General features: G+C 70.2%; 12 protein-coding genes. 4 read left to right on the top strand and 8 right to left on the bottom strand.

The genetic code is table 11. The features are described 5' to 3' along the window. Positions 1 to 62: 62 nt before the first annotated feature. Positions 63 to 1,250, bottom strand: a complete 1,188-nt coding sequence (locus tag ACFWY5_RS02975; RefSeq protein WP_379630393.1) for a cation:proton antiporter — start codon at positions 1,248 to 1,250, stop codon at positions 63 to 65. Positions 1,251 to 1,376: 126 nt separating this feature from the next. After that, entirely contained in the window at positions 1,377 to 1,943 is a 567-nt protein-coding gene (locus ACFWY5_RS02970) for a TetR/AcrR family transcriptional regulator (protein ID WP_379615192.1), read from the bottom strand. 60 nt (positions 1,944 to 2,003) lie between these two features. Between ACFWY5_RS02970 and ACFWY5_RS02965 the strand changes: the two genes are divergently transcribed. Beyond that, positions 2,004 to 3,137 carry an FAD-dependent monooxygenase gene (locus tag ACFWY5_RS02965; RefSeq protein WP_379630392.1) on the top strand — a complete coding sequence of 378 codons (1,134 nt, stop codon included), beginning with the start codon at positions 2,004 to 2,006 and terminating at the stop codon, positions 3,135 to 3,137. 65 nt (positions 3,138 to 3,202) lie between these two features. Then, a complete protein-coding gene (locus ACFWY5_RS02960) occupies positions 3,203 to 4,021 on the top strand; it encodes an NAD(P)H-binding protein (protein ID WP_379630391.1) in 819 nt (272 codons plus the stop codon). Between the two features lie 38 nt (positions 4,022 to 4,059). Here ACFWY5_RS02960 and ACFWY5_RS02955 read toward each other — a convergent pair whose 3' ends face one another. Then, positions 4,060 to 5,112, bottom strand: a complete 1,053-nt coding sequence (locus ACFWY5_RS02955) for an alpha/beta hydrolase family protein (protein ID WP_379630390.1) — start codon at positions 5,110 to 5,112, stop codon at positions 4,060 to 4,062. A 108-nt stretch (positions 5,113 to 5,220) separates the two neighbouring features. Between ACFWY5_RS02955 and ACFWY5_RS02950 the strand changes: the two genes are divergently transcribed. After that, entirely contained in the window at positions 5,221 to 6,324 is a 1,104-nt protein-coding gene (locus tag ACFWY5_RS02950; RefSeq protein ID WP_379630389.1) for a sensor histidine kinase, read from the top strand. Further along, positions 6,321 to 6,968: a response regulator gene (locus ACFWY5_RS02945; RefSeq protein ID WP_379630388.1), complete on the top strand. Its 648-nt coding sequence runs from the start codon at positions 6,321 to 6,323 to the stop codon at positions 6,966 to 6,968. The genes ACFWY5_RS02950 and ACFWY5_RS02945 overlap by 4 nt, the downstream gene beginning before the upstream one ends. Here the strand turns inward: ACFWY5_RS02945 and ACFWY5_RS02940 are convergent, their stop codons facing one another. The 5 genes from ACFWY5_RS02940 to ACFWY5_RS02920 are packed head-to-tail and all read right to left on the bottom strand — an operon-like array spanning position 6,969 to position 12,667. Beyond that, the gene (locus ACFWY5_RS02940) at positions 6,969 to 7,973 is read right to left on the bottom strand and encodes an ABC transporter ATP-binding protein (protein WP_379615204.1); all 1,005 of its coding nucleotides are present in this window, start codon (positions 7,971 to 7,973) and stop codon (positions 6,969 to 6,971) included. Continuing rightward, positions 7,970 to 8,935, bottom strand: a complete 966-nt coding sequence (locus tag ACFWY5_RS02935) for an ABC transporter ATP-binding protein (RefSeq protein WP_379630387.1) — start codon at positions 8,933 to 8,935, stop codon at positions 7,970 to 7,972. Before ACFWY5_RS02935 ends, ACFWY5_RS02940 begins: the two co-directional genes overlap by 4 nt. Further along, the gene (locus ACFWY5_RS02930; RefSeq protein ID WP_379615209.1) at positions 8,932 to 9,804 is read right to left on the bottom strand and encodes an ABC transporter permease; all 873 of its coding nucleotides are present in this window, start codon (positions 9,802 to 9,804) and stop codon (positions 8,932 to 8,934) included. The genes ACFWY5_RS02935 and ACFWY5_RS02930 overlap by 4 nt, the downstream gene beginning before the upstream one ends. Further along, entirely contained in the window at positions 9,801 to 10,856 is a 1,056-nt protein-coding gene (locus ACFWY5_RS02925; protein WP_379630386.1) for an ABC transporter permease, read from the bottom strand. The genes ACFWY5_RS02930 and ACFWY5_RS02925 overlap by 4 nt, the downstream gene beginning before the upstream one ends. Then, on the bottom strand, positions 10,853 to 12,667 hold the full coding sequence (locus tag ACFWY5_RS02920) for an ABC transporter substrate-binding protein (protein ID WP_379630385.1): 1,815 nt from the start codon (positions 12,665 to 12,667) through the stop codon (positions 10,853 to 10,855). The genes ACFWY5_RS02925 and ACFWY5_RS02920 overlap by 4 nt, the downstream gene beginning before the upstream one ends. Positions 12,668 to 12,676 lie beyond the last annotated feature (9 nt).

Below are 12,676 nucleotides of genomic sequence, written 5' to 3'. Positions count from 1 at the left end.
GGACGGATTTCGGTTTTTCGCCTATGGACCGATCCACGGCCCTCGAACGGACGCCGGCTGAGCTAGAGCCGATACCTCCGGGCGGCGACGGGCGAGCCCAGCCCGTGCAGGACGACGCTGCCGAGCACAGTGATCACCAGTGCCGTCAGCACGGGAATGGAAACGTCGTCGTGCAGTTCGTTGAAGGCCAGGAGCCCGAACACGATCGACGTCGTCCCACGCGGCCCGAGCGATCCGATGAGCAGCCCTTCCTTGGCAGGCACTCCGGACCCGATGAGCGACAACATCACCGGCGCGATCCGCAGCACTGTCAGCGCTGCCACGCAGAACACCAGCAGCCTCCAGTCCACACCTTCCCACAGCGCGAACAAGGCCGCCGTCCCGAAGACGAACCACATGACGACTCCGAGCAGAAAGCCGATGTCGTCGATCAGTTCCATCTCCCGGCGCGTCTCTTCGTTCTGCCGTACGGCATGGAAGACGAACCCGCACACGAACGACGCGACGAACCCGTTGCCGCCGATGGCCACCGCGGTGCCGTACGTCAGCAACGGCGCCGCGACCACGACCAGCCGCTTCGACTGGGTGCTCATGAACCCCGCCCGTCCGGCGCGGCTCACCAAGAAGCCCAGCAGCGCCCCCAGCGCGAGGCCCACCAGGATCGCCTTCGCCGCCGAAGGCCAGGCCGAACCCAGTGCGTCCCCCGGCGTCTGTGTCTTCGTGCCGTCTCCCGCCAGGACCAACGCGAAGAGGATGATCGGCGACACGACCCCGTCGTTGTATCCGCCCTCCACGTTGAGCACGTCTTTCACCCGCGCCGGCAGCCGCGGATCCCGCAGAATCGCCTGCGCGGGCGCGTAGTCGGTGGGCATCACCACGCACGCGATCACCAGCAGCACGGGCCACGCCACCTCCGGCAGCAACCACCACCCCACGGCCACGGTGAGCGCCAGACTCAAGGGCAGCGCGATCAGCAGAACCCGTAGCGCCGCGCCGGGACTGCGGCCCAACATCCCGTCCCGGACGTCGGCCGCGTCGATGAACAACAGCACCGCCAGAATGATCTCCGCCGCCCGCAACGCCGCGTGCGTGTTGAGCGTCTCCCCGATGCTGTCGCGAACCGTCAGTCCCACGAGCGCCCCCGCCACCACCGCGACAACGGGCGCGGTGAGCCGCCATTGCTCGAACTTCCGGGCCATCAGGGACCAGACGACGAGTGTGGCGCCAACGGCGATGATCGAGGAAATCACGACCGGTATCGTCGCAGGTCCGCACCCTGATCTCAGCGCGCCGCACGGTACGCCGCGGACTTGGCGGGACTGAGCCGGAGTCCTGTGCCCGTCGAAGCCGACGGCAGCCCAGGAGACGGCGCATCTCTAGGACACGATCGAGCGAAGGGCCGTGACGACGTCGCGGCCCTTCATCGCGCTCGCGGGGTCGAGCAGCCACTGGCCCAGCAGCCCGGTCAGCATGGCCTGGTAGAACGTGCCGACCAGGCGGGCGCGCTCCGGCTCGGCGGCCGGGTCGATGCCCTGGAACAACTCCGCCAGCCCCGTACGCGCCTCGCCCATGACGCCGATCAGCTGGGCGCGCACCTCCGGCAGATGGTCGATCTGCCCGAGCAGGTCGAACTGTGTGACCCAGAGCGGCCGCATGCGCTCGAACGATTCCACGACCCGGTCCCAGGCGCTCTCGAAACGTTCGAGCGGGGTGACGTCCGGCTTGAGGTCGGCGGTGAGCGTGGCCCCGAGCTCGTCGCCCCATTCGCGCATGGCCTCGAACAACGCCTCGTTCATGAGCGTGTCCTTCGAGCCGAAGTGGTAGCCGATCGCGGCCAGGCTCACACCCGAGGCGTTGGCGATGTCGCGCGCCGTCGTGCGCGAGTAGCCCTTCTCCAGCAGACAGCTCTTGGCACCGGCCAGCAGTTCCTCGCGATTTCCCATGGCGGAAGATTAGCACGAACGTCTTGCACATATGTCTTAGACGCATGTACCGTTCAGGGCATGACGAACATCCTGATCTCCGGCGCCAGCGTCGCCGGCACCGCGACCGCCCACTGGCTGCGCCGCCACGGCTTCACCGTCACCGTCGTCGAGCGGGCCCCCGAGATCCGCAGGGGCGGCTACAAGGTCGACATCCGGGGCGCCGGGCTCACCGTGATCGAGCGGATGGGACTACTGGAGGCCGTGCGGGCGCACAGCACCGAGATGACGATCGCGACCAACTACGACGCCCGCGGCCGGGTCATGGCCACCATGGACGCCGACCTGTTCGGCGGCCGGCAGAAGGACGACGCCGAGATCATGCGCGGCGACCTCACCGATTTGCTCTACGAGCTGACCCGCGACGAGGTGGAGTACGTGTTCGACGACTCCATCACCGCCATCGGCGAGGACGGGACCGTCACCTTCGAGCGCTCGGCCCCGCGCCGCTTCGACTACGTGGTGGGCGCCGACGGCGTGCACTCCAACGTCCGCAGGCTCGCGTTCGGCGAGGAGAAGCAGTTCGCCCGCGACCTCGGCTACCAGATCGCGATCGCCACCGTGCCCAACCACCTGGGCCTGGACCGCGAGGAGGCGGTGCACCTGGCGCCGGGCCGTACCGCCAACGTCTACAGCACCAAGCAGGACGGCGACGCCAAGGCGCTGTTCATGTGGTCGGGCGAGCAGGACGTGCACGAGGCCTTCGCCGGGGTCGGCTGGGAGGTGCCCAAGCTGCTGGAGGCGGTGCGGCGGTCGGACGACTTCTACCGCGACACGCTCACCCAGATCCACATGGACTCCTGGTCGAAGGGGCGCGTGGTGCTGGTCGGCGACGCCGGCTACTGCGCCTCGCCCGCCTCCGGCCAGGGGACCAGCCTGGCGCTGGTCGGCGCGTACGTCCTGGCGGGCGAGCTGGCCGGCGGCTCGCTGGAGGGCTACGAGCGCGAGATGCGGCACTTCGTCGAGGAGAACCAGAAGCTCGGCCCGACGAACATCAAGGGCATCGTCCTGGCGTCGGCCGGCATGATCTGGTTCCAGCTCAAGATGATCAAGCTGCTCCCCCGCCTGCCCTGGAAGGACGCGATGATCGACCGCATCGCGGGCGGCATCGGCCGGGCGGCCAACGCCATCTCACTCAAGAATTATGTGGAATAAAGCGTTCCGTTCTGTTAGAGTGATATCAGAACGTTCCGTTCCGCACTCTTCAGAAGGAGCTTCCCATGACTTTCCTCGTCACCGGCGCCACCGGTACCGTCGGCCGCAACGTCGTCGCCGAGCTGCTTGAGACCGGCCACCAGGTGCGGGCGCTGACCAGGAACCCCGAGAAGGCCGGTCTGCCCGAGGGCGTCGAGGTCGTCGCCGGCGACCTCGCGCAGCCCGAGACCCTCGACGCCGCCTTCGCCGGCGTCACCGCCGTCCACCTGATCAACTTCGCCGGCGACAACTACGAGCCGCTGGAGAACGGCGACCTGATCGTCAAGCTGGCCGAGAAGCACGGCGTACGGCGGGCCACCGTCCTCGGCGGTCGCGCCGACGGCCCCCTGGAGCAGGCGCTGACCGGAAGCGAGCTGGAGTGGACGCTGCTCAGCCCGGTCGAGTTCATGTCGAACACGAAGCAGTGGTGGGCCGAGACGATCCGCGCCGGCGAGGTCATCAAGGAGCCGTTCGGCGGGCGGCTCAGCGCGATGGTGCACGAGCGCGACATCGCCGCGGTGGCGGCCAAGGTCCTCGTCGACGGCGGTTACGACGGCGAGGAGCTCGTGCTGACCGGCCCCGAGGCGGTCACCACCGAGGAGAAGGCCCGCCAGCTCGGCGCGGCCATCGGCAAGGAGGTCGCCTTCGAGGAGCTGACCGAGGCCGGGGCGCGCGAGATGTGGGCTGCCAAGGGCATGGGCCCCGAGCTGATCGAGTTCCTGGTCGACGCCCTCGGCAACACCCCCGAGATCGGCTACACCGTGGTCGGCACGGTCGAGCGCGTCACCGGCCGCCCGGCGCGTACCTTCGCCCAGTGGGCGCAGGAGAACGCGGCCGCTTTCTGAGCCATCGGGGGGCTCTCTCCGGAGAGCCCCCCGCTCACCTACTTCCAGCGCTTCACCACGGAGTCTTCCGGCCGGTCCAGCAGCGGCGCCTTCTCGCCGCGCAGGTGCCTGTCCAGGAAGGCTCCTACGTATGTCCGGGTCAGCAGGAGCCCGCGGGCGCCGCCGATCTCGGAGTCGGGCAGGCCGATCTGCGGCTGCAGGACGCCGTAGTCGGTGAAGCTCGCGTGGACGCTGCCGTCGATCGTCAGCCAGCGCTTCCAGCCCTTCATGTTCGCGAACGCCCGGCCCCAGGTCTCGTCCCTGCCGGTCGGCTCGTGCGAGGCGGGGTTGCCCAGCAGCAGGAACGGCCGCGCGATCCGTCCGGGAACCGGGTTGAACGTGCCGTCCAGGTTGACGCCCACCCTGATCCGCCGGTCGGCGCGCATCGCGTGCGCGGTGGTGTTGCCACCCATCGACATGCCCACCATCGCGACGTCGCCCACCCGCCACCGCTTCTTCACCTCGTCCAGCACGAACCGGACGTCCTTCACCCGGCTCGCCGCCACCTTCGCCTGGTCCTGGCCCTTGACGCAGGCCAGGCAGGTCGTGGTCCGGCCGTCGGGGAAGGTCGCGACGGCCTCGTAGGTGTGCTCGACCGCGGCCACGAGATAGCCGCGGCTGGCGAAGTCCTCGGCCAGCGTGGTCATCGTCGCCCTCGGCCAGCTGAACCCCGGCGACATCAGCACCAGCGGCAGCCGTCCCTCGCGGGGCACGGCATCGGTGGTGGCATGCGTCCTCGTCCGCGCGAGGATCTCCGGCGGGACCTCGGGGAACGGCTTCAGGATCAGCGCCGACTCCTGCGGCGTCAGGTACCGCACCGGCTTCCCGCCCGCCTTCCTGACCGGATACCAGACCGAGACCAGCAGCTCGCGGCTCTTGGCCGCCGGGTTCCACGGATCGGGTCTGGAGGAGTCCACGAGATGCAGGGTGGACATGCCCACGGGGGCCTCGCCGGTGGGCCGTGGCAGCTCCGGCGTGGTGGCGGCCTGGGCGGCGGCGCCGTTCACGAGGGTCAGCGTGGCGGCGGTCACCAGGATCAGTGTGCGTTTCATGGCCCCAGACTCGCGGTGGCCCGCCCGATCGCGCCCGCTGCGAACGTCGACCGGCACCCCCTACTTTCGTCGTCATACGCGCAGGTCAACCGGCCATACCCTCGAAGCATGCCCCGTGTCCTCCTCGGCGTCGCGACGTTCGCGCTCACGCTCGGGCCCGCCACCGGTCAGCTCGGCGTGGCCTCCGGGCTGCCGTTGCCGGCGCTGCTCGCGATCGCCGGCGTCGCGGCCGTCGCCGCCTGGCACGCCCCGCGCGCGTGGTGGCCGCTGGCCGTCGTGGGCGCGGCGGCGTACGCGGGGCTGGGGATCTGGCCGCCGATCATGCTGGCCTCCTACTACGCGGGCACCACGCTGCGGCGCGGCCGTGACGTCGCCGCCTACCTGGGCGCGGCCGTTCTCGTCGTGGCGCTGTCGGTCGCGATCGGCCGGGCGATCGGCGGCGAGCGGGAGATGGTGACGGCCACGCCGGTCAACGCGCTCTTCATGGCCATGCTCACGATCGTCGTGCCGCTGCTGGCCGGGCTGTGGATACGGGCGCGGGCCGAGGTGCGCGCTGCCGCCCGCGAGCGCGCGGAACGCCTGGCGCGGGAGCAGGTCATGCGCGCCGAGCAGGCCCGCGCGCACGAACGCGCGCGCATCGCCCGCGAGATGCACGACGTGGTCGCGCACCGCGTCTCGCTGATGGTCCTGCACGCCGGCGCGCTGGAGATGCGCGCCCCCGACGACGGTACGGCGCGGGCCGCCGCGCTGATCGGCGGCATCGGCAGGGAGGCGCTGGCCAACCTGCGCGACGTGCTCGGCGTCCTGCGGCACGACACCTCCCGCGACCCGCAGCCCACGCTCGCCGACCTCGACCGGCTGCTCGACCAGTCCCGCGAGCTGGGCATCGAGGTGACCCGCCGGGACGAGGGCGAACCCCGTCCCCTGCGTGACGCGGTGGAGCGGACGGCGTACCGGATCGTCCAGGAGGCCCTCACCAACGTGCACAAACACAGCGGCGGCGCGCCGACGGCCGTGACCCTCCGCTTCGCCGGCGAAGACCTGGAGATCGAGGTGCGCAACGCCCGCCCGGCCACGACCGTCCCGGCGCTCGCGCCGTCGGGGTGGGGCCTGGTCGGGCTGCGGGAGCGGGTGGAGCTGATCGGCGGCACGCTCGCGGCCGGCGCCGCACCCGACGGCGGCTTCCGGGTACGCGCCAGGATCCCGGCATGATCCGCGTCCTGGTCGTCGACGACGAGGAACTGGTCAGGTCCGGCCTGCGGATGATCCTGGAGGCGGCGGGCGGCATCTCGGTCGTCGGCGAGGCCCGCGACGGCGAGGAGGCCGTCACCGCGGCGGCCCGGCTGCGTCCCGAGGTGGTGCTCATGGACGTGCGGATGCCCGGCGCCGACGGCCTGACCGCCGCCGCCCGCATCCTGGCCGGGGAGCAAGCACCGAAGGTGGTCATGCTGACCACGTTCGACCTGGACGAGTACGTCCACGAGGCGCTCCGGCTGGGCGCGGTCGGCTTCCTCCTGAAGGACACGCCGCCCAGGGAACTGGCGGCGGCCGTCCGCACCGTGGCCGCGGGACAGGCCATGCTCTCGCCCACGGTGACCAGACGCCTGATCTCCGCCTTCGTCGACCGGGCTCCCTCACGCGCGGACCGGGCCCGCAAACAGCTCGCCCTGCTCACCGGCCGGGAGGAGGACGTCATCCGCTGCCTGGCCAGGGGCCTGTCCAACGCCGAGATCGGCCGCGAACTCCACCTGACGGAAGCCACGGTCAAGGCCCACGTCAGCCGCGTCCTGGCCAAGCTCGGCCTCGCCAACCGGGTCCAGGCCGCCATCCTGGTCCACGACGCGGACCTCGGCTGATCAGGGGGTCAGCGCCGCGTAGTGGCAGGCCTCCTGAGCGGTGGGTACGGCGGGCAGGATCTCCAGCGGCTCGGTCCTGCACCTGGCCGCCACCCCGGCTTCCTCCGCCTTGCCCGAGGCCAGCACCTGGCAACGCGCGTGGAAGCGGCAGCCGCCCGGGATGCGGGTCGGGTCCGGGGGCTCGCCGGTCAGGATGACGCGTTCCGGCGACTCGGGCAGCACCGACATCAGCGCCTGCGTGTACGGGTGCCGCGGCGCGGTCAGGACCTGCTCGACCGGTCCTGACTCGACGATGCGGCCCAGGTACATGACCGCGACCCGGTCGGCGATGTTCCACGCCAGGCCCAGGTCGTGGGTGACGACCAGGGCCGACAGGCCGAGGTCGGCGCGGAGCCTGAGCATGAGGGCGAGGATCTCGCCGCGTACGGAGGCGTCCAGCGAGGCCACCGGCTCGTCGGCCACCAGGACGCGCGGGTTGAGCGCGAGCGCCCCGGCGATGACGACGCGCTGGCGCTGGCCGCCGGACAGCTCGTGCGGGTAGCGCAGGAAGAAGCGTTCCGGCGGCCGGAGCCCGGCCCGTGACAGCGCCTCGGCGACGACCTTCTCCTCGTCGGGCAGGCCGTGGATGCGTGGGCCTTCCGCGACCGCCTCGTACACGGTGTGGCGGGGGTTGAGCGAGCCGGTCGGGTCCTGCAGGACGAGCTGCACCTCGCGCCGGTAGGCCTTGAGCGAGCGGGAGTCGTAGGACAGGGGGGCGCCGCCGTACCGGACGGTGCCGGAGCTCGGACGCTCCAGGCCGAGCAGCGTGCGCGCGAGCGTGGTCTTGCCGCAGCCGGACTCGCCGACCAGCGCGACGATCTCGCCCTCGCCGATGGCCAGGTTCACGCCGTCGACGGCGCGGGCGCGCCGCCCGCGCGAGGCGAAGTCCACGTGCAGGTCCCGCGCCTCCAGCAGCGTGGTGCGGGTGGCGGCCGTCTGTTCCACGGGCGTCTCGGTCTCGGTCATGACGCCTCCTTCACGTGCACGCAGGCGGCGGAACGGCGGGCGCCGGCGGACCAGAGCTCGATGTCCAGGGTCGGGCAGGCCTCGACCGCCACCGGGCACCGGGGATGGAACGAGCAGCCGCCGGGCAACTGCATCGGATCGGGCGGGTCGCCGCCGAGGCCCTTGGGCGCCATGCGGGAGACCGGGTCGCCGACGGTCGGGAAGGCGGCGGCCAGCGCCTTGCTGTAGGGGTGCTTGGCGTCGTGGAAGACCTCGTGGGAGGGGCCGTTCTCGACGATCCGGCCGGCGTACATGACGGCCAGCTCCCCGCACACATCCGCCAGGACCGACAAATCGTGAGAAATCATGATCAGGGAGATGTCCTGAGAGGCCACCAGCTCCTTGATCAACGTCAGCACCTGAGCCTGGACCATCACGTCGAGCGCGGTCGTCGGCTCGTCGGCGATGATCAACCGGGGCTCGCAGGCCAGCGCCATCGCGATCATGACCCGCTGCCGCTGCCCGCCGGACAGCTCGTGCGGGTAACTGCGCGCCCGCCAGGACGGCAGCCCCACCTGGTCGAGCAGTTCGGCGACCCGCTTGCGCGCGCCCTCCGGCCTGGCCAGGCCGTGCACCAGCAGCGGCTCGGCGATCTGGTCGCCGATGCGGCGTACCGGATTGAGGCCGTGCTGCGCGCCCTGGAAGACGATCGACGCCTCCGCCCAGCGCACCGCCCGCAGGCGGCCCCACTTCATGGTCAGCACGTCCTCGCCGTCGAGCAGGATCTTGCCGGTGACGCGGGCGTCGGCGGGCAGCAGCCGCAGCAGCGACATGGCCAGCGTCGACTTGCCCGATCCCGACTCGCCCGCGACGCCCAGCGCCGCGCCCGCCGCCAGCTTCAGCGAGACCCCGCGTACCGCCGGGACCTCGCCGGAGGCGATCCGGTAGGTGACGGAGACGTCGTCCAGTTCGAGCAGGCTCATCGCAACCTCGGGTTCAGCACGGCTTCCAGGGCCCGGCCGACCAGCGTGAACGCCATCACGACGGCGACGATGCACAGGCCGGGGATGACGATGTACCACCAGGCGCCGTTGGAGGCGGCGTTCCAGTCGTAGGAGCCGCGCAGCATGGTCCCCCACGAGGTCTTGTTGGAGCTCACGCCGAGGAAGGCCAGCGTGGACTCGGTGACGATCGCGCTGGCCACCTCCAGCGTCGTGCTGGCCAGCAGCAGGGGCGCCACGTTCGGCAGCACGTGCTTGGTCATGATGTGCCAGTGCCCCGCGCCGAGTGCCTTCGAGCGCTCGATGTACGGCCGCGCCTCCACCGCCAGCGTCTGCGCCCTGATCAGCCGCGCCGTGGACGGCCACGCCGTGACCCCGATCGCCACGATGATCGTCGTCATGCTGCCGCCCAGGATGGCGGCCAGCACCAGCGCGGTCACCAGCGACGGCAGCACCAGGAACCAGTCGGTGACCCGCATCAGCGTGGCGCCGATCCAGCCACGGAAGTGCCCGGCGGCGATCCCGATCACGGTGCCGATGACCATGGCGAGCGCGGCGGCCAGGAACCCGATGAGCAACGAGGTCCGCGAACCCCACCAGATCAGCTCCAGGATGGAGCGCCCGGACTCGTCGTTGCCCAGCGCGCTGTCCGTGCCGGGCGCGCCCCACCTCGTCCCGGTGCCCGAGACCACGCTGGTCACGCTGTCGTCGATGAACAGCGGCGCGATCAGCGCCAGCACCACCGCGACCACCAGGATGCCCAGCCCCACGACACCGGCCGGCTGCCGGCGGAACATGGTCCAGAACCGGCCGAACGCCATCTTCCTGCGCGTCCACGCGACCGTGGTCATGCCGACCTCACCCTCGGGTCGAGGACGTGATAGACCACGTCGGCCAGCGTGTTCATCAGGATCACCGAGACGCACAGCAGCATGAACGTGCCCTGCATCAGCGTGAAGTCCGGCACCTTGATCGCCCGGTAGAACAGCTGCCCGAGTCCCGGCCAGGTGAAGATGGCCTCCACCGTGACCGCGCCGCCCACGACGAAGCCGATGCGCATGAAGACCAGCGTCACGGTCGGGAGCAGGGCGTTGGGCACGGCGTGGCGGCGCCGTACCTGATCGTCGCGCAGGCCCTTGGCCCGTGCGGTGGTGATGTAGTCCTGACCGACCTCGTCCAGCAGCGACGAGCGCATGACCAGCAGGTATTGGGCGTAGACGACGCCGACCATCGTGAGCACGGGCAGCACCATGTGCATGCCGACGTCCAGGACGTAGGCGAAGCCGTCGGGGGCGTCCACGCTCTCGATGCCGCGGGTGGGGAAGATGCCCGGGATCGGGCCGATCCCGTTGCCCAGCGCCATCATCAGCAGTAGCCCGAGCCAGAACGTCGGCACCGACCAGAAGATCAGCGAGGTGCTGGTGGAGAAGCGGTCGAAGCGGCTGCCGCGCCGCCAGCCCGCCTTGGTGCCCTGCCAGACGCCGAGGCCGACGGCGACCACCAGAGCCGTGCCCGCCAGGAGGATCGTGGCCGGCAGACGGTCCCAGATCAGGTCGAGGACCGGGCGCTTGTACTCGTAGGAGGTGCCCAGATCCAGCCGGAGCGTGCCGGTCAGGAAGTCGATGAACTGGTCGAACAGCGGCTTGTCGAGCCCGAGCCGGCGGCGTTCGAGGTCGAGCTGGGCCGGTGTCATGTTCCTGCCTTGGGCCAGGGCCCGCACCGGGTCGCCCGGCAGCATCCGGAACAGGAAGAACGTGCCGATGATCACCATGCCGATGCTGAGCACTGCCCCGCCCGCCTTGACCGCCGCGTAGCGCAGCGTTCCCCGGTAGGCGGGGCGCTCGTCACCGGGGCCCGCCGCCTGCTCGGCGGCGGGCTCGATGGCTTCGAGCGGTGCTGTCATTCGCGTTCGTCCGCGACGCCCTTGCGCCGCCTGACCAGGAAGAATCCGGCGCCGCCGACCACGATGACCGCGGCCACGATGCCGATGATCAGGCCGGTGCTGGAGCCGCCCGCGCCAGAACCGGAGGCGCCGGCCGCGGTGGCCTTGGCGTCCAGCGTGTAGAAGGGCCAGAAGCTGCTGCCGCCGTAGATGATGCCGTCGCCCTCGGGGATCGAGGTGACGCTGGTGATCGTGCTCTTGCGGTAGCCCTCAAGGTCGTTCGGGTAGTAGATCGCGATCACCGGGGCGTCGGTGTAGAGCTTCTTCTGCATCTGCTTGATGATCTCGGCGCGCTTGGGGCGGTCGAGCTCCTTCAGCTGATCCTGGTAGAGCTTCTCGAAGTCGGGGTTGCAGTAGAAGGACTCGGTGCCGCCGCCCTCGCCGGCCGCGTTCGGCCGCCGGCTGCACAGGTGCGTGGCGAGGACCTCTTCGGGGTCGGGGTTGACCGACCAGCCGCTGATCGCGATGTCGAACAGGCCGGTGACGCCGGTCTCCTCGGTGAACTTGCTGGAGTCCAGCCGGTTCGTGGTCAGCGTGATGCCGACCTCCTTGAAGAACCCGGTCAGGTACTCGGCCAGCTTGTCCTCGACGGGGGTGTCGGTGTGGATGCTGAAGCGGAACTCGAGCTTCTTCTTGCCGTCGGGCATCGTACGGACGCCGTCGGCGCCCTTCTTGTAACCGGCGTCGTCGAGGATCTTGTTGGCGGCGGCCGGGTCGTAGGAGATCTTCTCCTCGCCGGCGGCCTCCCAGAAGAAGTCCGTGTACATCGGCGGCACGATCGAGCCGTCGGCCGGCTTGGCCAGGCCGTTCTGCACGTCCGCGACGAGCTTGGCCTTGTCGATCGCGTGGTGCAGCGCGGTGCGGACCTTCGGGTCCTTCAGCGCCGGGTGGCCGTCACCGACGGGCTTGTCGTCGGTGGTGGTGGCGCCGTGGTTGATCTGCAGGTACGCCGAGCGCCTGCCCTGCTTGTTCCACTGCTCGATGTTCGCGTCACCGGCGAGCGCCTGGAAGTCGGAGGGAGCGAGGCGGCCGATGAGGTCGATGTCGCCCTTCTTCAGCCCGACGATCGCGGCGGCCGGGTTGTCATAGAAGATGACCTGCAGCTCGTCGATCTTGGGCTTGCCCCGCCAGTAGTCGGGGTTGGCCTTCAGCTTGACGTACTGGTCCTTCTTGTGTTCCGTCGCGATGTACGGCCCGCTGCTGACGGCCGGATACTGGTCGGCCTCGAACTTGGCGATGTCGGCGACGCTCTCCCACTTATGCTTCGGCATGATCGGGATCGGGTTCTCCAGCATCGAGGCCTGCGGGGCCTTGAGCTTGATGGTGAGGTCCTGGCCCGAGGCGGTGACGCTCTCGAAGTTCTCGACGGCCGGGCCGTTGGCGGTCTTGGCCGCCTCGTCCGTCATGATCTTGTTGAAGGTCCAGGCGGCGTCGTCGGCGGTGATCGGCGTGCCGTCCGACCACTTCGCCTGCCGGATCTTGAACGTCCAGGTGAGGCCGTCCGGCGACGACGTCCACGATTCGGCCAGGTCGGGGCTGGGCTTCAAGGTCTTGGAGTCGGGGACCGTGAGGAAGCCGAACATCCAGCGGTGAACCGAGGTCGAGATCAGCCGGACCGCGAGAAAGGGATTCATCGAGTCGACGGCCTGGGTCGCGCCAACGCGGACGATCTTCTTCCCCGCCGCCGGTTCCTGAGCAAGGGCCATTTGACCCTGACCTGCTATGACAAGTGCCACGCTCAGCGCCGACAGGCGCGCGAGCCATCTCTTCATGTGTGCCTC

The organism is Nonomuraea sp. NPDC059007 (assembly GCF_042740555.1).
Taxonomy (GTDB): Bacteria; Actinomycetota; Actinomycetes; order Streptosporangiales; family Streptosporangiaceae; genus Nonomuraea.
The sequence above is the reverse complement of the archived record's forward strand: the minus strand, read 5'-3'. Positions and strand labels throughout refer to the sequence as shown.